This is a genomic window from Cumulibacter manganitolerans, assembly GCF_009602465.1.
In the GTDB taxonomy this organism is placed as follows: Bacteria; Actinomycetota; Actinomycetes; order Mycobacteriales; family Antricoccaceae; genus Cumulibacter; species Cumulibacter manganitolerans.
The window spans coordinates 1-20,481 of record NZ_WBKP01000054.1; the positions used below are offsets into that span (position 1 = coordinate 1).

Below are 20,481 nucleotides of genomic sequence, written 5' to 3' on the forward strand. Positions count from 1 at the left end.
CGAGCCGCAGCAGGAACGCCTCGGACACCGCCGCGGCGCCGTCCGCCGACTCGACGGCGCGCAGCAGCGCGCGGACGTCGTCAGCGTCCGCGGCGGTCAGCGCGGCGGCGATCGCGGCGCTCATGCGCGGGCCTTCTCGGCCGCGCCGCTCGGACGCTTCTCGCCCTGCTCGGCGCGCGGCTCGACCGGGTTGACGAACTTGTAGCCGACGTTGCGGACGGTGCCGATCAGCGCCTCGTGCTCGTTGCCGAGCTTGGCGCGCAGCCGCCGCACGTGGACGTCGACCGTGCGGGTGCCGCCGAAATAGTCGTAGCCCCACACCTCTGCGAGGAGCTGGGCGCGGGAGAACACCCGGCCCGGGTGCTGCGCGAGGTACTTCAGCAGCTCGAACTCCTTGTAGGTGAGGTCCAGCGAGCGTCCCTTGAGCCGCGCCGAGTAGGAGTCCTCCTCGATCGTGAGGTCTCCCCGGGTGACCACCTGGAGGTCCTCCTCGCTGACCGCCTCCCGCCGGGTGAGGGCGAACCGCAGCCGGGCCTCGACCTCGGACGGTCCGGCCGTCGACAGGATGAAGTCGTCGCAGCCCCACTCGGCGGTCATTGCGACCAGGCCGCCCTCGGGCACGATCACCAGCACCGGCGCCGAGGTACCCGTGCTGGCGAGCAGCCGCGTGAGGGTCCGCGCCGCGGCGAGGTCGAGCCGGGCGTCGACGAGGACGGCGTCCCCGGTGCCCTGGTCGAGCAGCACCGACGGGTCGGGAGCGACGACGCGGACGTCGTGCGCGAGCAGCGCGAGCCCGGGCAGGATGTCGGCCGTCTGCTCGGCGGCGCGGGTCATCAGAGTGATCTGCACGTCGCCTCCCAGCGCTGGATTCGTCGATTTTAGTGCCTTGCCGCCGCGGACCGTGCAGCGCATGGTGAGAGGATCGCCTCGATGCCCACCACCCCGACCCCGGCCCGTCGTGGCCGCGCGCTGCGCCGGCTCGTCATGGGCGTCCTGCTGCTGCTCGTCGTCCTGGTCGCCGCCGACCGTGGTGCGGCGTACCTCGCGTCGAGCAGGATCTCCGACGAGCTGCGCGCTCGGCTCGCCGCGACCGCGCAGCCCACCGTGTCGATCAGCGGCTTCCCGTTGCTGGCCCAGGCCGCCGCCGGCAGCTACGAGCGGGTGCGGATCCTCGCCCCCGGCGTGGCCGCCGGGGACCTGGACCGGGTCGATGTCGACCTGACCCTGCGCGAGGTCCGCCTGGCGCTGGGCGACGCGCTCGCCGGCGACGTCTCCGGCGGCACGGTCGGCGACGCCACGGCCGACATCACGATCCCGGAGGCGTCCCTGTCGCACCTGACCGGCCTGCCGATCAAGATCGACGGCATCACCGAGCAGGTGGCGCGGCTGTCGACCACGTTCCAGGTGCTGGGCGCCAAGGTCCCGGTCAGCATCGACGCGAAGGTGGTCGTGAAGGGCGCGCAGGCCCGCCTCGACGTCCAGGCCGCGCGGGCCGGAGGGGTCGCGCTGCCCGGCTTCGTCATCTCGAGCCTCGCCAAGGCGATCGGGCTCACGTTCGCCGTGCCCACCCTCGTGGAGGGCATGCACCTGGACGCCGTGTCGTCGCGGTACGGGGCGATCGTCCTGCACGCCAGCGGCACCGACGTGCCTTTCCCGGCCGGCTGAGGGGGCAGGTCGTAGGCTGAGCGCGTGGAAGCCTTCATGACGTCCCTGCTCGTCATCGCCGCCTTTCTGATCGCGGCGGCCTGCGCGCGCGCCGCGTACACGACCTTCGCGGGCGAGCGATGAGCGAGATCCTGCCGCTGCCCGACCAGCTGCCGATCGACACCGTGAGCGTGCGGGAGGGACCGGAGATCCATCCCGCGATGCTCTCGCTGCTTCCGCTGCTCGGGGTGTGGCGCGGTGAGGGGCAGGGCGACTACCCGACGATCGAGGGCTTCCGGTACGGGCAGGAGATTCGCTTCTGGCACGACGGGCGGCCGTTCCTCGGCATGCAGTCGCGCTCGTGGGTGATGGACGCCGACGGCGGGTTCGTCCGTCCCGCCGCCCGCGAGATGGGCTTCTGGCGGCCGGGGGACGGTGACGACTTCGAGGTCGTGCTGGCCCAGATGAGCGGGCTCGTGCAGGTCTTCGTCGGCCGCGCCCGCACGACCACGAGCTGGGAGATCAGCACCGATCTGGTCGCGCGGACGGCGTCCGCCAAGGAGGTCACGGCCGACCACCGGCTGTACGGCATCGTCGAGGGCGACCTGATGTACGCGATGGACATGGCGGCCGTCGGGCAGCCGCTGCAGCCGCACATCTCGGCGCGGCTGGCGCGGGTCCAGTGAGCGATCACTGCACCGACCTGGTCGACTTCGTCGCCGCGTCCCCGTCGAGCTTCCACGCGGCGCGCACGGTGGCCGGTCGGCTCATCGCCGCCGGGTTCGCGGCCGTCGACGAGACGCTGCCCTTCGAGGCGGCACCGGGCGGCTACGTGCTGGTCCGCGACGGCGCGGTGCTCGCGTGGCGCATCCCCGAGGGCGCGACCGCCACGACCCCGTTCCACGTCGTCGGGGCGCACACCGACTCGCCCGGACTGAAGCCCAAGCCGCAGCCGACCACGGCCGGCAACGGTTGGCGCCAGGTCGCGGTGGAGGTGTACGGCGGACCGCTGCTGAACTCCTGGCTCGATCGGGACCTGGGCCTGGCCGGCCGGCTCGTCGGCCGCGACGGCACCGAGCACCTCGTCGCGACCGGCCCGGTCATGCGGGTGCCGCAGCTGGCGATCCACCTCGACCGCCAGGTGAACGACGGTCTGACGCTCAACAAGCAGACCCATCTGCAACCCGTGTGGGGGATCCAGGCCGGCGGTGTCCTGGCGCACCTGGCCGAGCTCGCCGGGCTGGACCCCGACGACGTCGCGGGGCACGACCTGATCTCCTTCGACACCCAGCGCGGCGCGCGCATCGGTGCCGCCGAGGAGTTCCTCGCCTGCGGACGCCTGGACAACCTCTCGTCGGTGCACGCGGGGCTCACCGCCCTCGAGGCCGCCACCGACACCGACGTCATCGCGGTGCTCGCGGCGTTCGACCACGAGGAGGTCGGCAGCGAGTCGCGCAGCGGCGCGTCCGGCCCGGTGCTGGCCGACGTCCTGCTGGGCATCAGCACCGCGTTGGGCGGGGGACCGGACCAGCTGCGGCGGGCGCTGGCCGCGTCGTGGTGCGTCTCGGCCGACGCCGGCCACGCGGTGCACCCGAACTACCCCGAGCGGCACGATCCCACGCACCGCCCGATGCCCAACGGCGGCCCCCTGCTGAAGGTCAACGCCAACCAGCGGTACGCCAGCGACGGCGCCGGTGCCGCACTGTGGTCCCGGGCCTGCGACGCGGCGGGTGTGCCGACGCAGGTGTTCGTCTCCAACAACGCGCTGCCGTGCGGCTCGACGATCGGGCCGCTGACCGCGACCCGCCTCGGGCTGCGCACCGTCGACGTGGGCATCGCGCTGCTGTCGATGCACTCGGCGCGGGAGCTGTGCGGCGCCGACGACCCGGGATATCTCGCCGCCGCGCTGCGGGAGTTCTACCGGCAGGTCGGGTAGCCGGCTACGTCGCGGCCAGCCACGCCAGCGCTGCGGTGGTCATCGCCCGGGTACCGGTGTCGAGCGTCGGCTGGATGAGCGGCGCGAAGTACGGCGAGTGGTTCACCGGGATGTCCTGCTCGACCCGACCGGCCTCCGCGGCCGTCCGGTAGGTCTCCGGATCGGTGCCGCCGATGCCCCAGTAGGTGTACGGCACGCCGAGGGCGCGCGGCAGATCGGAGAAGTCCTCGCTCGCCGACTGCAGCGGCAGATCCTGTGACTGCGCACCGAACGCGCGATCGAACGCGGCCCGCACGCGATCGGTCACGGCCGTGTCGTTGATCGTCGGCGGGAACTGGTCGTACATCTCGAACTCCGGCTCGCGGGGCGAGTCCGATGCCTGGCACTCCGCGGTGACGATGCGCCGGATCGCGGCGAGGACGCGGGCGCGCGTCTGGTCGCTGTAGGTGCGCAGGTTCAGCTCCAGCACGGCGTGGTCGTCGATCACGTTGCTCTTGGTGCCGCCGCGGATGCTGCCGACGGTGAGCACCGCGGGCTCGACCGGGGCGATCTCGCGCGACACCACGGTCTGCAGCCGGATCACGATCATGCTCGCCAGCACGACGGGATCGACCGACGACTGCGGCATCGAGCCGTGGGCGCCCCGACCGAACACGGTGACCCGCATGCTGTCCGCGGCCGAGAGCACCGCGCCCGGGCGCGTCGCGACCGTTCCGGACGGGAACGGCAGCACATGCTGCGCGAGCGCGACGTCGACCGCGCCGAGGAGCGCGACCAGGCCGTCGTCGACCATGCGCCGTGCGCCGTCCCCGAGCTCCTCGGCGGGCTGGAACAGCGCGATGGCGGTGCCCCGCCAGCGATCCCGGGCGCCGGACAGCGCCGCCGCGGCACCGAGCAGGCACGTGAGGTGGACGTCGTGCCCGCAGGCGTGCATGACGGGAACCTCGGCGCCCTGCGCGTCCGTGCCGGTCACCTCGCTCGCGTACGGCAAGCCGGTCTGCTCGCGCACCGGCAGTGCGTCGATGTCGGCGCGCATCAGCACGCTCGGCCCGTCGCCGTTGCGCAGGAATCCGACGACGCCGGTGCCGCCGACTCCCTCATGGACCTCGCAGCCGAGAGCCCGCAGCCGGTCGGCGATCAGCGCCGCGGTGTGCGACTCCTGGTGCGACAGCTCGGGGTGCTGATGGACATGCCGGTAGACGTCCTCCTGCCAGCCCCTCGTGGCGGCCACCGCCGCAGTTACCCAGTCGGCTGCATCGTCGGTGCCCATTGCGGACCTCCTTCGTCGAGGCGATCCATCCATGCTGGCACGTGGGCATCACGTAGCCCGTGATGCGAGAACGACAGGTCACAGCCACGGGGCGGCGAGCGGACTACTGCTCCGTGGTGGCGACGACGGGGGCGTCCTCGGGATGGACCGGCCCCATCACGGTCGCCCAGGGAGCGACGAGCTCGTCGTACGCCGAGCGGTCGAACGAGCCGCCGATGAGGTCGCGGACGGCGAGCGCGTGTGCGGCGTCCCCGGCGGCGTCGCGGCACTTCAGCGCGGATGCCGACCAGGCGCGCTGGCGGGCGTTGAACTGGGCCTCGAGCCGGCCGTGCGCGCTCGCCGCCTCGGAGGCCCGGCCACGCGCGACGAACCTGCCGGGCCCGCGCAGGTCGAACCAGCGGGTCTCGATCGCCTCGTCCTGCTCGGGCGTGACGCCGGCGACCGCGGAGATGAGGGCGGTGATCTCGGCGTGCTGGGGGCCGAACGTCGCCTCCGGGTGGGGGTCCGGGACGGCGCGCAGTCGGGGAGTGGTGCGGGCAGCGGCGTGGTACGCCGATCGTGGATCGAGTGCTCCGGACATGTCACTCCTCGTGTCATGCGGTGGTGGGGGGTCTCGTGCATTGTGACCCACGACACGTCGATGCGCCAGGAGCGAGTGACCCAGTTGCCGACCGGCCGCGGCGCGCCAGGAAACGGAAAAGGGCAGGAAGAAGCCCCCAGGCACTTCCTCGTGACGAGGGTGAGTGGACGACGCTCACGCCTGGGGGCCCCGGCAGTCCCGTGGTGCTCACCGGCTCCCGAAGGAGCTAGTGCGAGACCACCTCACAGGTCCGAGTCGAATTCAACGTCGGATCACCTCCCCTCTTGTGTACCCGGAACGGTAGGCCCGCATCGGAGCCGGCGCAACGGAATATCGCAGCGCATTACAACTGTGTTTCCCGGTCCGCGCCGCGGTGGAGCCGCCGGACCGATTGGCCTAGGGTTCTCCTACGGCGCGCATTCGCCCGCCGTTCTTGCTCTACGGAGGATTGATGATCCAGCGTTCCCGGCGGCTGCTCGCCGCCCTCGGACTGGTGGCGCTCACCAGCGTCTCGGTGACCGCCTGCGGCGGCACCGACAACTCGACCGCCAAGTCCGGCTCGAGCTCCGGATTCGATCTGTCCAAGGTCAAGAAGGACGACGCGGCCGCATCCCTGCTGCCAGCCGACCTGAAGTCCAAGGGCACGCTGACCGTCGGCACCGACACGACGTACCCGCCGAACGAGTACATCGCCGACGACGGCAAGACGATCATCGGCATGGACATCGACCTGATCAAGGCCGTGGGCAAGAAGCTCGGTGTCCAGATGGAGCCCAAGACCGCGGCGTTCGAGACGATCATCCCGTCGATCGGCTCGAACTTCGACCTGGCGATCTCCTCGTTCACGATCAACGCCGAGCGCATGAAGGTGGTCGACTTCGTGAGCTACTACAACGCCGGCACCGTGTGGGCGGTGAAGAAGGGCGGCAAGGTCAACCCGGACGACGCCTGCGGCAAGAAGGTGGCCGTGCAGACCGGCACCATCCAGGACACCGACGACCTGCCGGCCAAGAACCAGGCGTGCACCGCCGCCGGGAAGCCCGCGATCGACATCCAGAAGTACGACTCGCAGGGTGACGCGACCACGGCGGTCGTCACCGGCAAGGCCGACGCGATGCTCGCCGACCTCCCCGTCGTCGTCGACGCCATCACCACCAGCAACGGCGAGCTGGAGCAGGCCGGCAAGATGTACGACGCGGCGCCGTACGGGATCGCGCTGCCCAAGGGCAAGGGCAAGCTCGCCGACGCCGTCCTCGGCGCCGTCAAGTCGCTGATGGACGACGGCAGCTACGACAAGATCCTGAAGAAGTGGAAGGCCGACGCGGGGGCGCTGAAGACCCCGGAGATCAACCCGTCCGGCGGCTGATCCGATGAGCGCACTCGACAGAGGCGACGGCTCGCTGGCCACCCGCGCGGACTACGACCACGCCGAGGAGATCAAGGCGGTCCCGCTGCGCCACCCGTGGCGGTGGGTGTTCGTCGCCGTGCTCGCCGTGCTCGCGGCCATGCTGATCAGCAACCTCGTCGGCAACCCCCACTACGACTGGGACCTGGTCTGGAAGTTCATCTACGACCAGCGCGTCGTCGAGGGCATCCGGTACACGCTGATCCTCTCGGTCGGCGCGATGCTCATCGCGCTCGTCGTCGGCGTGTCGATCGCGGTCATGCGGATGTCCGACAACCCCGTCGTGTCGGGTGTCGCGTGGATCTACCTGTGGGTGTTCCGCGGTACCCCGGTGTACACCCAGCTCGTGTTCTGGGGCCTGCTCGGCGTGCTGCTGCCGACGGTGGGGCTCGGGATCCCGTTCGGGCCGACGTTCGTGGAGTGGAAGACCAGCGAGCTGGTGACGCCGTTCGTGGCGGCGCTGCTCGGTCTGGCCCTCAACGAGGCGGCCTACATGGCCGAGATCGTGCGCGCGGGGCTGCTGTCGGTGGACGGCGGCCAGCAGGAAGCGGCGTCCGCGCTCGGCATGTCGCGCGGCAAGTCGATGCGCCGGATCGTCCTGCCGCAGGCGATGCGGGTGATCGTCCCGCCGACCGGCAACGAGTTCATCTCGATGCTCAAGACCACGTCGCTGGTCCTCGCGGTGCCGTTCACCCTCGAGCTGCAGGCGCAGACCAAGAACATCGCGGTGCCGATCTTCAAGCCGATTCCGCTGCTGATCGTCGCCGCCTTCTGGTACCTGGTCATCACCAGCGTGCTGATGGTCGGGCAGTTCTATCTGGAGCGGTACTTCGGCCGCGGCTCCAACCGGGTGCCGCCGCTGACCCCGGTGCAGAAGCTCCGCCTGCGGTTGGGCATCGGCAAGCCGCCGGTGAAGAAGACCGACCCGCGAGCGGCCGCTCTCGCCCCGGACGCCGAGATCTCGGTGGACCAGATCGGGCCGAAGGGATGACCCGCGAAGTGACGAGGGACTACGACGCCCCCGCCCCCTGCGCGGAGGGCGGCCCGATGGTCCGGGCGGTCAAGGTGTCGAAGCGGTTCGGGCCGGTCGAGGTGCTCAAGGGTATCGACCTCGACGTCGCCTCCGGCGAGGTCATGTGCGTCATCGGGCCGTCCGGCTCGGGCAAGTCGACGTTCCTGCGCTGCATCAACCACCTCGAGCAGATCTCCGCGGGCCGGCTGTGGGTCGACGGCGAGCTGATCGGGTACCACCAGCGGGGCGACAAGCTGCACCAGATGCGGCCGCGCGCGATCGCGGCGCAGCGGCGCGACATCGGGATGGTGTTCCAGCGCTTCAACCTGTTCCCGCACAAGACCGCGCTCGAGAACGTCATCGAGGCGCCGTGCCAGGTCAAGGGCATCGACAAGAAGAAGGCGATCGCGCAGGCGGAGACGCTGCTCGAGCGCGTCGGCCTGTCCGACCGGATGAGGATGTACCCCTCGCAGCTGTCCGGCGGGCAGCAGCAGCGGGTCGCCATCGCCCGCGCGCTGGCGATGGAGCCCAAGCTGATGCTCTTCGACGAGCCGACGTCGGCCCTCGACCCGGAGCTCGTCGGGGACGTCCTCGACGTGATGAAGGAGCTCGCGCAGTCCGGCATGACGATGATCGTGGTGACGCACGAGATGGGCTTCGCCCGCGAGGTCGGCGACTCGCTGGTCTTCATGGACGGCGGCTACATCGTCGAGGCCGGCGACCCCAAGGAGATGCTGACCAACCCGCAGCACGAGCGCACCCAGGCGTTCCTGTCGAAGGTGCTGTAGGGGCGCGGCGGCCGCTACGGCAGCGGAAGGCCGGAGAGCCGCTGCAGGAGCGCCGTCGTCTGCGGCGCCTGCCGCACCGGTCGGCCGTCCAACGTGCGGACGGCGGCGACGCCACGCGTGGACGAGGTCATCCACACGCCGTCGGCGGCCGCGACGTCCTCGACGGTCGCGGCGGTGACGATCGGCGCCAGGCCGTGCGCGCCGGCCTTGGCGAAGATCTCCTCCTGCGTCGTCCCGCGCAGGATGCCGGTGTGCGAGGACGTCGTCCGCAGCTCGTTGCCGACCTGCCACAGGATCGTCGCGCTGGGCCCTTCCAGGGCCTGGCCGTCGGCAGAGGTGAACAGCACGTCATCGGCTCCGCGGCGAGCGGCCTCCCGCTTCGCGGCCATGTTCACGGCGTACGACAGGTACTTCGTCGAGCCGAGCAGCCAGGGCGACTGCTCGCGGACGTCGGCGTCGTACCCGATCGTCAGCGTCACCACGTCGATCCCGGTCCGGCGCTGCTCGATCAGCAGCCGGTCGATCGGCGCGAGCGTGCCGTAGACGGTGGGATCCTGATCGCTCGGGCCGCCCTCCTGGCCGCGGCTGATGATCAGCTTCAGCACGCCCTCCACGCCCGCCGGCCACTGCGCCACGAGGTCGTCGACCAGCGCCCGCCAGGCGGCGTACGGCGGACCGACGATCTGCAGGTTGTGCAGCGAGCGAGCCATCCGCTCGAGGTGCCGCCCCGGCTTGTTGGCCGCTCCGTCGAAGACGTGCATCGCCTCGAAGGCGCCGTCCCCGCGGGTCGCGGCGTAGTCGAAGGCCGTCAGCAGCGGCGCCGCGGGGTCGTGCCGACGGACACCCCAGCCGTCACCGTCGCGCACCAGGACACTGACGAATCGGAGCTCGGGGACAGCGGTCATGAGCCCTACTTTCTCACAGCGGCCTACGATGATTGCCATGTCCGACGCCCTCGCCTCGCAGCTTCGCCGGCGGGGAATGCGGCTTACCGCGCAGCGGCGTCAGGTGCTCGACGCCGTCCGCGCCACCCGGCACGCCACGCCCGAGCAGATCGTGGAGGCGGTGCGGTCGGCCGGGGGATCCTCGAGCCTGACGACGGTCTATCGCAGCCTCGAGGTGCTCGAGGCGCTGGGGCTGGTGCGCCACGTGCACATCGGGCACGGTGCGCCGACGTACCATCCCGCGGAGCACTACGACCACGTGCACGTGCGCTGCAACGGCTGCGGACGGGTCGAGTCGGTGTCGGCCGACCTGCTGGCCGAGGTCGCTCGGGCGCTCTACGACGCCGACGGCTTCCGCCTGGACGCCGGGCACGTCGCGCTCGCCGGGCTGTGCGCCGAGTGCGCCGACACGAAGGAGAGGACCGATGGCCCTACTGGCTGAACGACCCGGACGGGTGCCCGGGGACGGCATCGACGCCGGCGTCGCCGCACACTACGGCGATCCGCTCCGCGAGCAGCGCGCGATGGCTCGCGGCTGCGCGGTGGTCGACCGCTCCGATCGCGGCCTGGTCGTCGTCACCGGTGCCGATCGGCTGACCTGGCTGCACTCCCTGACCTCCCAGCACCTCGAGCAGCTGGACGACCTCACCTCCGTCGAGGGGCTCATCCTCTCGCCGCACGGACACGTCGAGCAGGATCTCTGGTTCACGGCGATCGGCGAGGAGGTGTGGATCGACTGCGAGCCGGGCAAGGCCGCGGAGCTGGCCGAGTACCTCGACCGGATGCGATTCATGCTGCGCGTCGAGGTTGAGGACCGTTCCGACCAGTTCGCGATGGCCACCCTCATCGGCCCGCGCGCGGCCGAGGTCGTCGCCGACCTGCTCGGCGGCCCCGCACCGGGCCCCGGGCTGCTCGCCGGCGCCCCCTGGGGGTGGGCGCGGGGGCTGCCGTTCGACCGCGAGATCGACCTGGTCGGCACGGACGCCGGGATCGACGAGGCCGTCCGGCGCGCGATCGACGCCGGCGCCCAGCCGGCGGGTCAGATGGCCTACGACGCCTGGCGCGTCGAGCATCTGCGGCCGCGGCTCGGCCGCGAGACCGACCACCGCACGATCCCGCACGAGATCGGCCTCATCGGCCAGGCGGTGCACCTGAACAAGGGGTGCTACCGCGGGCAGGAGACGGTCGCCCGGGTGCACAACCTCGGCCGGCCGCCCCGCCGGTTGGTCAAGCTGCACGTCGACGGCTCGCAGCACACCGTCCCGGCTCCCGGCGCGAAGGTGCTCAGCGGCACTCGCGAGGTCGGCTTCCTCGGCACGTCCGCGATGCACTACGAGGAGGGACCCATCGCGCTGGCCGTCGTCAAGCGGAACGTCGCCGACGGAGCCGCCGTCGTGATCCGCGACGACGAGGCCGAGTACGCCGCCGTCGTCGACAGCGGCCTCACCGTCTGATCGCCCGTATGGCTGACGACTACCTGCACGGTCACCACGAGAGCGTGCTGCGCTCGCACACCTGGCGCACCGCCGAGAACTCGGCCGGATACCTGGTTCCGCACCTTGCGCCCGGGCTGCAGGTCCTGGATATCGGTGCCGGACCGGGGACGATCACGATCGACCTGGCCCGGATCGTCGCCCCGGGGCGCGTCGTGGGCATCGAGACCACCGACGAGATTCTCGCGACCGCGCGGTCGAACGCGCGGGCAGCCGATGCGCCGGGCTCGCTCTCCTTCGAGAAGGGGAATGTGTACGACCTGGCGTACGACGACGACACCTTCGACGTGGTGCACGCCCACCAGGTGCTGCAGCATCTGAGTGATCCGGTCGCCGCGCTTCGCGAGATGGCGCGCGTCTGCAAGCCCGGCGGCGTCATCGCCGCGCGCGACGCCGACTACGGCGCGATGACCTGGTTCCCTGCTGTCGCAGGCATCGGGCGGTGGCAGGCCGCTTATCGCGAGACGGCCTACAGCGGCGGCTACTACCCGGACGCCGGACGAATGCTGAAGTCGTGGGCGCAGCAGGCGGGGCTCGCCGATGTCAGCGCGACGGGAAGCGTCTGGTGCTACGCGTCGGACGACGAGGTCGCGTGGTGGGCCGACCTGTGGGCGGACCGCGTGGTGCACTCGGACTTCGCGCGGCAGGCCCTGGAACGCTCGGTGGCCGATCGTGACGAGCTCGAGCTGCTCCGCACGGCCTGGCAGGACTGGGGCAGCCGAGGCGATGCGTGGTTCCTGGTCCCGCACGGGGAGATCCTCTGCCGGGCCCCCGGATGAGCAGCCCTCCTAGGATGGCGGGCATGACCGTACGCCCCATCGTCATCAACGGCACGCCCGTGCTGCACTCCCCGACCCGCCGCGTCGAGGTGGTGGACGACGCGGTTCGGACCCTCGTCGCGGACATGTACGAGACGATGGACGCGGCCAACGGCGTCGGCCTCGCGGCCAACCAGATCGGTGTCGACCTGCGGCTGTTCGTCTACGACTGCCCCGACGACCAGGGCGGCCGGCACCGCGGGCTGGTCGTCAACCCGGTGCTGGAGACGAGCGAGCGGCCGGAGGGCATGCCCGATCCCGACGACGACTGGGAAGGGTGCCTGTCGGTCCCCGGAGAGGCGTTCCCCACCGCCCGCGCCGACTGGGCCCGGGTCACCGGCACCGATCTCGACGGAGCCCCCGTCGAGATCGAGGGCACCGGATTCCTCGCCCGCATGCTGCAGCACGAGACCGACCACCTCGACGGCTATATCTACCTCGACCGGCTGGTGGGGCGCTACAAGCGGGAGTCCAAGCGGTCGGTCAAGGCGCGCGGCTGGGAGAAGGCCGGCATCACGTCCTGGGACCCGGCCACGACGGAGGCCGACGACGTCTGAGCCGTCTCGCGAATGTGAGTTGCGAGACGTCGGCTAGCGGTCCGCTTGCAGTTGCAAGCAGCGCCGCCTACGGTCGTGGGTGAGAGGGGGCGCGATGCCGGCTCTGACCGAACCGATCGAGACGCTGGGTGCGTTCATCCGTGCGCAGCGCACGCAGGCGAAGGTGTCGCTGCGCCAGCTCTCCGACCTGGCCGGGGTGAGCAACCCGTACCTCTCGCAGATCGAGCGGGGCTTGCGCAAGCCGAGCGCCGACATCCTCGCGCAGATCGCCAAGGGCCTGCGCATCTCCGCCGAGACGTTGTACGTCAAGGCGGGCTTCATGGAGGCGACTCGCGAAAGCCCCGAGGTCGAGCACGCCATACGCGGCGACGAATCCCTGACAGACCAGCAGAAGCAAGCACTCATCGACGTCTACCGCTCGTTCCGCGCGACGAACGAGTAGCACCACCCCGACCTTCCGAAGGAGCCACACCATGGGAATCACCGAAGACATCAAGGCGTATGCCGAGAGCGCCCTCGCCGAGGCCAAGAAGGCCGCCGAGGAGGGCCGCAAGCCGTTCTACGCGGTGGTCGGCCTGAACGACCTCATGCTCGAGCAGACGAAGGCGATGGCCGAGAAGGCGCAGAACGCCGTCGACGCGTACCGCGACTCGATCACCGAGAGCGTCGCCAGGATGCGCGTCGAGCTCGAGAAGTCCTACGAGGAGGGCCGCAAGCGCGCCGCCGAGCTGCCCAAGGCGTTCAGCTCCAGCACCGCGCAGGAGCTGCAGGCCAGCATGCAGGAGTACGTGAGCGCCGTCCTGAAGACGTACGAGACGCTGTCGCGGCGTGGCGAGGCCATGCTCGGCGAGCTGACCAAGACGGTGAACCAGAACCCCGTCGTCAAGCGGGTCACCGAGGTCGGCGAGAAGGCGTCGGACGACGCCGTCGCGCTGATCTCCCGCACGCAGAAGGTCGCCCAGCGCGCCCAGGGCCGCGCCCAGACCACCCTCACCGAGGTCGAGGAGCTCGCCCGGCAGACCGCCGAGGACGCGCGGGATCTCGGCGAGTCCGCCACGCAGGCGGCGCCGGCCGCGCCGGCCCAGGCGGCCCCGGCCGCGCAGGCTGCCCCCGCGAAGAAGACGACGCCGGCGAAGAAGTCCGCCGCGGCCAAGAAGTCCACCCCGGCGAAGAAGTCCCCGGCGAAGGCGGCCGCGAAGAAGGCTGCCCCGGGCAAGACGGCGGCCCCGGCGAAGAGCACACCGGCCAAGAAGGCGCCGGCGAAGAAGACCGCGCCCGCCAAGTCCGCACCCGCGGCCGGGAACACGACCAGCAGCAACCCGACGACCGGCACCGCGACGAGCGACAGCAGCGGCGCCACCGGCTCGTCGGCCTCGAGCGCGTCGAACGACGCCCCGAGCGCCTAGTACCCGCAGCACCCGGACGAACGCGCCGGCCGGCCCCGAGCCGGCCGGCGCGTTCGCACGTAGGATGGCCGCCGTGCGGATTGCCGAGCTATACATCACCCTCGCCCTCAACTACGGCGTTCTCGCGCTGTGCCTGTGGGCGTTCATCGATGTGCTCATCCGGCCCGCCGCCGCGTTCCCCGCGCTCGACAAGCTGACGAAGGTCGCCTGGATCGGCATCCTCGCGCTCGCCGGTGTGCTGCTGTACTTCACCGGCTTCCTGTCGTTCCTCGGCATCTTCGCCACCGTCGCGGTGGGCGTCTACCTCGCAGACGTCCGTCCGGCGGTGCGCGAGCTGCAGAACGGCGGGCACCGCTGGTGAGCTCGGCCGATTCGCGGCCCGGAGCTGCCGAGCGGCGGGTCCTGCTGGCCGACTACACGACGATGCGCGTCGGCGGTCCGGCGCGCATGGTCACCGCCGGCACCAGCGACGAGCTGATCGACGCGGTGCGCGACGCCGACCGCTCCGGCGAGCCGGTGCTGCTGATCGGCGGCGGCAGCAACCTGGTGATCGCCGATGCGGGGTTCGACGGCACCGTGGTGCGCATCGCGAGCGAGGGCACCGAGACGATCGCCGACGGCGCGGACGTCGTGCTCGACGTGCGCGCCGGCGAGCCCTGGGACGCGCTCGTGGCGCGCACCGTCGAGGAGGGGCTGTCCGGCATCGAGTGCCTGTCCGGCATTCCGGGTCTCGTCGGCGCCACCCCCATCCAGAACGTCGGTGCCTACGGTGCCGAGACCGCCGACGTCCTCGAGTCGGTGGAGGTCTTCGACCGCGAGGCCCAGCGGGTGCGCATCCTCTCCGCCGCGGACTGCGGTTTCGGCTACCGCAGCAGCATCTTCAAGCACGCGCACCGCTATCTCGTGCTCGGCGTCCGGCTCCGGCTGGCCGCCGACGGCCGGTCCGCCCCGGTGCGGTACGCCGAGCTCGCCCGCACGCTCGGCGTACAGGCCGGTGATCGGGTCCCCGTCGCCGACGCCCGCGCCGCCGTGCTGCATCTACGGCGGTCGAAGGGCATGGTGCTCGACGCCGACGACCCCGACACGTGGAGCGCCGGCTCCTTCTTCACCAACCCGATCGTCGCGCCGCAGGCCGTGCCCGAGGGCGCCCCGGCGTACGACGCGCCCGACGGCCTGGTGAAGACCTCGGCCGCGTGGCTCATCGAGCACGCCGGCTACGGGAAGGGCTACGGCAACGAGCGCGCCGCCCTCTCGAGCAAGCACACCCTCGCGTTGACCAACCGCGGCGGCGCGAGCGCCGACGACCTCGTCGCGCTCGCCCGCGAGATCCGCGACGGCGTCTACGGCAAGTACGCGATCGAGCTGCAGCCGGAGCCGCTGCTCATCGGCTGCGCCCTCTGAGGCCTAGGCCCGGCCACCGACCGATCCGTTGCGAGCCACCTTGTAGTTCGACGCCTGCGCGATCGGCCGGATCACGAGCTGGTCGATGTTGACGTGCGGAGGACGGCTGATGGTCCACGCGATCGCGTCGGCGACGTCCTCGGCCACGAGCGGCTGGTCGACCCCGGCGTACACCGCGTCCGCCTTCTGCTGGTCGCCGCGCAGCCGGTTCAGCGAGAACTCGGCCGTCTGCACCATGCCCGGCAGCACCTCGATCACCCGCACCGGCTTGCCGCACAGCTCCAGGCGCAGCGTCCCCACGACGGCGTGCGCGCCGTGCTTCGCGGCCGTGTAGCCGCCCCCGCCCTCGTACACCCCGACGCCCGCGGTGGACGTGACGGTCACGATCGTGCCGTTGCCCGACGCCTCGAGGGCCGGCAGCAGCGCCCGCGACATCCGCATCACGCCGAGCACGTTGGTCGCGAGCATCGTCTCCCAGTCCTCGTCGCGGGCGTCGGCGACGAGCTCGGTGCCCAGCGCGCCGCCGGCGTTGTTCACCAGGACGTCGACCCGCGCGAGCCGCCCGGCGAGCGCCTGCACCGAGGCGGTGGAGGTGACGTCGAGCTCGACCGCCTCGCCGTCGATCTCGTCGGCGAGCTCGGCGAGCCGGTCCATCCGTCGCGCGGCGCACACGACGTGGAAGCCCTGGTGGGAGAGCGCCCGGGCGGTGGCGGCGCCGATCCCGCTCGAGGCCCCGGTGACGACGGCTACACGCTTGGCAGACATGGCCCGATCCTCGCACGGGCTGCGCCGCCGTGCCGCCTGGGGCAGGATGGGCTGCATGGCGCAGACCTACTCCACAGCAACGCAGCCCGGCGGCGAGCCCGAGGTCGACGCCGCGGCCGCGGTCATCGCGGGCACGCTCCAGGAGCTGGAGCTCGAGCACCAGCAGCTGGCGCCGGACCATTTCGTCGCCGAGCTGCCCGGCACCCGCCGGCTCAAGACCACCTGCCACCTGAAGATCTCGCCGCACTCGCTGCAGGTCTCGGCGTTCGTGATGCGTCACCCCGACGAGAACCACGAGGACCTCTGGGCCTACCTGCTCACCAAGAACGCGCGTGCTTACAGCGTCTCGTGGGCGATCGACAAGGTCGGCGACGTGTACCTCATGGGGCGGCTGCCGCTCGCCGCGGTCACCTCCGAGGAGGTCGACCGGCTGCTCGGCACCGTGCTGCAGATGTCCGACGACAACTTCAACCCGATGCTCGAGATCGGCTTCCGCACCGCGATCGCCCGCGAGTGGAAGTGGCGCACCAGCCGCGGCGAGCCGACCCAGAACCTCGAGGCGTTCCGCGGGCTGATCGACCAGATGATGCGGTCCGAGAAGCAGCCGGACCTCGACGCCGACGACGCCTGAGGCAATGGCAGGGTAGAGGCATGACGAAGATCGGCACGCTCATCCTGCTGCGGCACGGCGAGAGCGACTGGAACCGCAAGAACCTGTTCACCGGCTGGGTCGACGTACCGCTCACCGACACCGGCATCGAGCAGGCGCGACGCGGCGGCGAGCTGCTCGTCGAGCGCGACCTGCTACCCGACATCGCGTTCACCTCGCTGCTGCGGCGCGCGATCAGCACCTGCCAGCTCGCCCTGGACGCCGCCGACCGGCAGTGGATCGACGTGGCGCGCTCGTGGCGGCTCAACGAGCGGCACTACGGGGCGCTGCAGGGCAAGGACAAGGCGCAGACGCTGCAGGAGTTCGGCGAGGAGCAGTTCATGCTGTGGCGCCGGTCGTACGACACGCCGCCGCCCGAGCTCGATCGCGACTCGGAGTTCTCCCAGTACGACGACCCCCGCTACGCCGTCCTGCCCCCGGAGGCCCGGCCGCAGACCGAGTGCCTCAAGGACGTCGTCGCGCGCATGCTGCCGTACTGGTACGACGCCATCGTGCCCGAGCTGCTGCTCGGCAAGAACGTCCTGGTCGCCGCCCACGGCAACAGCCTGCGAGCGCTCGTGAAGCACCTCGACGGCATGAGCGAGGACGCCGTCGTCGGCCTGAACATCCCGACCGGCATCCCGCTGGTGTACCACCTCGACGACGCGCTCACGCCGACCAACCCCGGCGGGGAGTACCTGGACCCGGAGGCGGCGGCCGACGCGATCCAGGCGGTCGCCAATCAGGGTCGCAAGTAGCGGCTAGTCGGTCTCGTCGGCGCCGAGGGTCTCCGGCGTGGTGTGCTCGCCGGTGACCACGTAGATCACCCGGCGGGCCACCGCGACCGCGTGGTCAGAGAACCGCTCGTAGTAGCGGCCCAGCAGGGTGATGTCGATCGCGGCCTCGACGCCGTACGACCAGTCGTCGTCGAGCAGGATCCGGAACAGCTCGCGGTGCAGCGCGTCGACGTTGTCGTCGTCGGTCTCGAGCTCGAGCGCGCGCTCGGCGTCCCGCGAGGAGATCGTGGTGCCGGCCTTGGCCACGTTGCGCGCGGCCGACTGGGCCATCTCGAGGATGACCGGGCGCACCGGCTGGGGCAGCGCGCTGTTGGGGTAGCGCATCCGCGCCACCTTGGCGATGTGCGCGGCGAGGTCGCCCATGCGCTCGAGGTCGATCGCCATCTGCAGGGCGGTCACCACGATGCGCAGATCGGTCGCGACCGGCTGCTGGCGCGCGAGCAGGTCGAAGGCGTGCGCCTCGATGTCCTTCCGGATGTCGTCCATGACAGCGTCGCCGTCGATCACGCTCTCGGCGAGCGTGATGTCGGCGTCCATCAGCGCGGTCGTCGCGCGAGTGATCGCCGAGCCGGCGAGATTGGTCATCTCGACGAGCTGGTGGCTGACCTGGTCGAGGTCGTCCTGGAAGGTCTGGCGCATCCGATACCGCTCCTGCCGGGTCGGGCGGCCGAGGCCGCCGTTCGTCGTGGCACGCCTGTGCACACAGGTGTTACCCCAGCCTAGGGCAGCGGGGAGTCGAAGCGGTGGCACGTGGTGAACACGGCCTGGCTCGCAGGTGAACAATGCGGCGCGGCGCTGTGACGTTGCGTGGTGAGCCGTCCGCGAGCCGCTGCCGGGCGGCCGGATCTCCTAGCATCGATGCCATGACCTTGTGGATCGTCGCGGCGGCCTGCGCGCTCGCCGCGTTCGTCCTGGGGCTGCTGATCGGCCGCCGCGGGCGGCGGTCTCCGGCACCCGCGCCGGAGGCCGCGCCCCGCGCGCAGGACAGCGTCGTCGCGCGCCGGCTCGTCGAGTGGATGAGCCCCGCCGCGCTCGTGGTGGACTCCGCGGACCGGGTGCTGCTGGCCAACCACATGGCGCACGACCTCGGCGTCGTGCGCGGTGACCGGGTCGTCGTCCGCCGGCTGCTCGCGCTCGTGCGCGAGGCGGTCGCCGACGGCGAGGCCTACTGCGACGTGCTGCTCGGGCAGGGCGCCGGCGCCGACCGGACGACGGTCCGCGCGCACGCCTTCGACCTCGGCGGCGGCGTCGTCGGGATGATCCTCATCGACGTCACCGAGTCGCACCGCGTCGAGGCGGTGCGCCGCGACTTCGTCGCCAACGTCAGCCACGAGCTCAAGACCCCGGTCGGCGCCATCACGCTGCTCGGCGAGGCGATCGAGGACGCCGCGGACGACCAGGTGGCGGTGCGGCGCTTCGCGCTGAGCATGCAGAAGGAGAGCAAGCGGCTCAGCCTGCTCGTGCAGGAGCTCATCGAGCTGTCCCGGCTCCAGGGCGGCGAGCCGTCCCCACCGATGAGCGTGGTGCGCATCGCCGACATCGTGGCCGAGTGCGCCGACCGGGCCCGCACGGTCGCCGCGTCGAAGGACATCCGGATCCAGACCACGGGTGATGTCGAGCTGACCGTGGTCGGCGTCGAGCGGCACCTGGTGATGGCGCTGACCAACCTGCTCACGAACGCCATCTCCTACAGCCCCGAGTCGACGACCGTGGCGGTCATCTACCGCAGCGTCGGCGACGACGCCGAGATCATGGTCAAGGACCAGGGGATCGGGATCGCCGCCGACGACCTCAAGCGCATCTTCGAGCGCTTCTACCGCGTCGATCGCGCACGCAGCCGGCAGACCGGCGGCACCGGCCTCGGCCTGGCCATCGTCAAGCACATCGCCAGCAACCACGGCGGCTCGATCTCCGTGTGGAGCAGCGAGGGGCAGGGCTCCACGTTCACCTTGCGCATCCCGCGCACCCCGCCGGCCGTCCCGCACGACCGCGCACACGTCGACCACTCGGTGGTCAGCGACACCGCCCTGGCCGAGCCAGGTGCCGGCACGATCATGGAAGGAAACCTAGGTGGCACGAGTACTGGTCGTTGAGGACGAGGAGTCCTTCTCGGATGCGCTGTCCTACATGCTGCGCAAGGAAGGGTTCGAGGTCGCGGTGGCCGCGAGCGGGCCGGAGGCGCTGGCGGAGTTCGACCGGAGCGGGGCGGACATCGTGCTGCTCGACCTGATGCTCCCGGGCATTCCCGGCACCGAGGTCTGCCGGTCGCTGCGCAGCCGCTCGTCCGTCCCGATCATCATGCTGACCGCCAAGGACTCCGAGATCGACAAGGTCGTCGGTCTCGAGCTCGGCGCCGACGACTACGTCACCAAGCCGTACAGCGCCCGCGAGCTCATCGCGCGGATCCGGGCGGTGCTGCGCCGCGGCGCGGACACCGAGGAGGCCGGGACGGCGGCGCTGGAGTCCGGCCGGGTGCGCATGGACGTCGATCGGCACGTCGTCTCGATCGACGGGGACGTCGTCCCGATGCCGCTGAAGGAGTTCGATCTGCTCGAGCTGCTGCTGCGCAACGCGGGCCGCGTGCTGACTCGGGCGCAGCTCATCGACCGGATCTGGGGCGCGGACTACGTCGGCGACACCAAGACCCTCGACGTCCACATCAAGCGGCTGCGGGCGAAGATCGAACCGGATCCCGCCAACCCACGCTACGTGCTCACCGTGCGCGGGCTCGGGTACAAGTTCGACGGCTGAGCCGCTCCCGCGGTGGATGGCGCCGGGTTCTCCACAGGGTGCCGCGTGCGTCGTCGCGCGGTCCGGGCGGCGCCGCTAGCGTGGCCCGGAACCGGTCGGGAGGCCACCATGGGATTGATCAAGTTCGATACCTCGGAGCTGTTCGCCTCAGCGGCGACGTATGACGCGGCCGCGGCCCACGCGGCGGCCGCGCGGGACGTGCTCGGCGGCGCGCCGCTCGATCCGGCGGCACTCGGCGCGACGGCGTCCTCGGGCGCCCTGGGCG

The 20,481-nt window shown here is 71.3% G+C and carries 24 protein-coding genes; 18 read left to right on the plus strand and 6 right to left on the minus strand.

The window, feature by feature from the left end; genetic code table 11:
• Nucleotides 1–120: 120 nt before the first annotated feature.
• Nucleotides 121–912, minus strand: a complete 792-nt coding sequence (locus F8A92_RS15405) for a winged helix-turn-helix transcriptional regulator (protein ID WP_407643702.1) — start codon at nucleotides 910–912, stop codon at nucleotides 121–123.
• Nucleotides 913–930: 18 nt separating this feature from the next.
• Between F8A92_RS15405 and F8A92_RS15410 the strand changes: the two genes are divergently transcribed.
• From F8A92_RS15410 to F8A92_RS15420, 3 genes are all read left to right on the plus strand, one after another.
• Nucleotides 931–1,665, plus strand: a complete 735-nt coding sequence (locus tag F8A92_RS15410; RefSeq protein ID WP_153506060.1) for an LmeA family phospholipid-binding protein — start codon at nucleotides 931–933, stop codon at nucleotides 1,663–1,665.
• Between the two features lie 119 nt (nucleotides 1,666–1,784).
• Nucleotides 1,785–2,330, plus strand: a complete 546-nt coding sequence (locus F8A92_RS15415; protein WP_153506061.1) for an FABP family protein — start codon at nucleotides 1,785–1,787, stop codon at nucleotides 2,328–2,330.
• Complete coding sequence (locus tag F8A92_RS15420) at nucleotides 2,327–3,580, plus strand: M18 family aminopeptidase (protein ID WP_153506062.1); 1,254 nt, start codon at nucleotides 2,327–2,329, stop codon at nucleotides 3,578–3,580. The genes F8A92_RS15415 and F8A92_RS15420 overlap by 4 nt, the downstream gene beginning before the upstream one ends.
• Before the next feature lie 4 nt (nucleotides 3,581–3,584).
• Here the strand turns inward: F8A92_RS15420 and F8A92_RS15425 are convergent, their stop codons facing one another.
• Nucleotides 3,585–4,850 carry an amidohydrolase gene (locus tag F8A92_RS15425; protein WP_153506063.1) on the minus strand — a complete coding sequence of 422 codons (1,266 nt, stop codon included), beginning with the start codon at nucleotides 4,848–4,850 and terminating at the stop codon, nucleotides 3,585–3,587.
• Between the two features lie 103 nt (nucleotides 4,851–4,953).
• Complete coding sequence (locus F8A92_RS15430) at nucleotides 4,954–5,430, minus strand: hypothetical protein (protein WP_153506064.1); 477 nt, start codon at nucleotides 5,428–5,430, stop codon at nucleotides 4,954–4,956.
• Nucleotides 5,431–5,881: 451 nt separating this feature from the next.
• Between F8A92_RS15430 and F8A92_RS15435 the strand changes: the two genes are divergently transcribed.
• The 3 genes from F8A92_RS15435 to F8A92_RS15445 are packed head-to-tail and all read left to right on the plus strand — an operon-like array spanning nucleotide 5,882 to nucleotide 8,635.
• Nucleotides 5,882–6,796: an ABC transporter substrate-binding protein gene (locus F8A92_RS15435; protein WP_153506065.1), complete on the plus strand. Its 915-nt coding sequence runs from the start codon at nucleotides 5,882–5,884 to the stop codon at nucleotides 6,794–6,796.
• Between the two features lie 4 nt (nucleotides 6,797–6,800).
• Nucleotides 6,801–7,826 carry an amino acid ABC transporter permease gene (locus F8A92_RS15440; RefSeq protein ID WP_153506066.1) on the plus strand — a complete coding sequence of 342 codons (1,026 nt, stop codon included), beginning with the start codon at nucleotides 6,801–6,803 and terminating at the stop codon, nucleotides 7,824–7,826.
• An 8-nt stretch (nucleotides 7,827–7,834) separates the two neighbouring features.
• The gene (locus F8A92_RS15445; RefSeq protein ID WP_456064332.1) at nucleotides 7,835–8,635 is read left to right on the plus strand and encodes an amino acid ABC transporter ATP-binding protein; all 801 of its coding nucleotides are present in this window, start codon (nucleotides 7,835–7,837) and stop codon (nucleotides 8,633–8,635) included.
• Nucleotides 8,636–8,649: 14 nt separating this feature from the next.
• Here the strand turns inward: F8A92_RS15445 and F8A92_RS15450 are convergent, their stop codons facing one another.
• A complete protein-coding gene (locus F8A92_RS15450) occupies nucleotides 8,650–9,540 on the minus strand; it encodes an aminotransferase class IV (RefSeq protein WP_194291528.1) in 891 nt (296 codons plus the stop codon).
• Nucleotides 9,541–9,577: 37 nt separating this feature from the next.
• Between F8A92_RS15450 and F8A92_RS15455 the strand changes: the two genes are divergently transcribed.
• The 8 genes from F8A92_RS15455 to F8A92_RS15490 all read left to right on the plus strand — a co-directional run bounded on the left by F8A92_RS15455 (nucleotide 9,578) and on the right by F8A92_RS15490 (nucleotide 15,254).
• Complete coding sequence (locus F8A92_RS15455) at nucleotides 9,578–10,021, plus strand: Fur family transcriptional regulator (RefSeq protein ID WP_153506069.1); 444 nt, start codon at nucleotides 9,578–9,580, stop codon at nucleotides 10,019–10,021.
• Entirely contained in the window at nucleotides 10,005–11,033 is a 1,029-nt protein-coding gene (ygfZ, locus tag F8A92_RS15460) for a CAF17-like 4Fe-4S cluster assembly/insertion protein YgfZ (protein ID WP_153506070.1), read from the plus strand. The genes F8A92_RS15455 and ygfZ overlap by 17 nt, the downstream gene beginning before the upstream one ends.
• A gap of 8 nt (nucleotides 11,034–11,041) precedes the next feature.
• Nucleotides 11,042–11,851 (plus strand): class I SAM-dependent methyltransferase, encoded by an 810-nt coding sequence (locus F8A92_RS15465; RefSeq protein WP_153506071.1) that lies wholly within the window; start codon nucleotides 11,042–11,044, stop codon nucleotides 11,849–11,851.
• 23 nt (nucleotides 11,852–11,874) lie between these two features.
• Nucleotides 11,875–12,447: a peptide deformylase gene (locus tag F8A92_RS15470; RefSeq protein WP_153506072.1), complete on the plus strand. Its 573-nt coding sequence runs from the start codon at nucleotides 11,875–11,877 to the stop codon at nucleotides 12,445–12,447.
• A gap of 94 nt (nucleotides 12,448–12,541) precedes the next feature.
• Nucleotides 12,542–12,889, plus strand: coding sequence for a helix-turn-helix domain-containing protein (locus tag F8A92_RS15475; RefSeq protein WP_153506073.1), 348 nt, complete (start codon nucleotides 12,542–12,544; stop codon nucleotides 12,887–12,889).
• Nucleotides 12,890–12,920: 31 nt separating this feature from the next.
• Complete coding sequence (locus F8A92_RS15480; RefSeq protein WP_153506074.1) at nucleotides 12,921–13,853, plus strand: hypothetical protein; 933 nt, start codon at nucleotides 12,921–12,923, stop codon at nucleotides 13,851–13,853.
• Nucleotides 13,854–13,926: 73 nt separating this feature from the next.
• A complete protein-coding gene (locus F8A92_RS15485; protein WP_228389488.1) occupies nucleotides 13,927–14,214 on the plus strand; it encodes a DUF2516 family protein in 288 nt (95 codons plus the stop codon).
• On the plus strand, nucleotides 14,211–15,254 hold the full coding sequence (locus F8A92_RS15490; RefSeq protein ID WP_194291529.1) for a UDP-N-acetylmuramate dehydrogenase: 1,044 nt from the start codon (nucleotides 14,211–14,213) through the stop codon (nucleotides 15,252–15,254). Before F8A92_RS15485 ends, F8A92_RS15490 begins: the two co-directional genes overlap by 4 nt.
• Nucleotides 15,255–15,257: 3 nt before the next feature.
• On the opposite strand, the gene F8A92_RS15495 is transcribed toward F8A92_RS15490, so the two are convergent.
• Nucleotides 15,258–16,019: an SDR family NAD(P)-dependent oxidoreductase gene (locus F8A92_RS15495; RefSeq protein ID WP_153506076.1), complete on the minus strand. Its 762-nt coding sequence runs from the start codon at nucleotides 16,017–16,019 to the stop codon at nucleotides 15,258–15,260.
• Here F8A92_RS15495 and F8A92_RS15500 point away from each other — a divergent pair.
• Nucleotides 16,018–16,650 carry a type III secretion system chaperone family protein gene (locus F8A92_RS15500; protein ID WP_228389489.1) on the plus strand — a complete coding sequence of 211 codons (633 nt, stop codon included), beginning with the start codon at nucleotides 16,018–16,020 and terminating at the stop codon, nucleotides 16,648–16,650. The genes F8A92_RS15495 and F8A92_RS15500 overlap by 2 nt on opposite strands.
• Nucleotides 16,651–16,670: 20 nt before the next feature.
• On the plus strand, nucleotides 16,671–17,426 hold the full coding sequence (locus tag F8A92_RS15505) for a phosphoglyceromutase (RefSeq protein ID WP_153506077.1): 756 nt from the start codon (nucleotides 16,671–16,673) through the stop codon (nucleotides 17,424–17,426).
• Between the two features lie 3 nt (nucleotides 17,427–17,429).
• Here F8A92_RS15505 and phoU read toward each other — a convergent pair whose 3' ends face one another.
• Nucleotides 17,430–18,104: a phosphate signaling complex protein PhoU gene (gene phoU, locus F8A92_RS15510; protein ID WP_153506078.1), complete on the minus strand. Its 675-nt coding sequence runs from the start codon at nucleotides 18,102–18,104 to the stop codon at nucleotides 17,430–17,432.
• 224 nt (nucleotides 18,105–18,328) lie between these two features.
• On the opposite strand from phoU, the gene F8A92_RS15515 reads away from it, so the two are divergent.
• Both F8A92_RS15515 and F8A92_RS15520 read left to right on the plus strand, forming a co-directional pair.
• Nucleotides 18,329–19,558 carry a sensor histidine kinase gene (locus F8A92_RS15515; protein WP_194291530.1) on the plus strand — a complete coding sequence of 410 codons (1,230 nt, stop codon included), beginning with the start codon at nucleotides 18,329–18,331 and terminating at the stop codon, nucleotides 19,556–19,558.
• Nucleotides 19,536–20,216: a response regulator transcription factor gene (locus F8A92_RS15520; RefSeq protein ID WP_153506080.1), complete on the plus strand. Its 681-nt coding sequence runs from the start codon at nucleotides 19,536–19,538 to the stop codon at nucleotides 20,214–20,216. The genes F8A92_RS15515 and F8A92_RS15520 overlap by 23 nt, the downstream gene beginning before the upstream one ends.
• The last annotated feature ends 265 nt before the right edge of the window (nucleotides 20,217–20,481 follow it).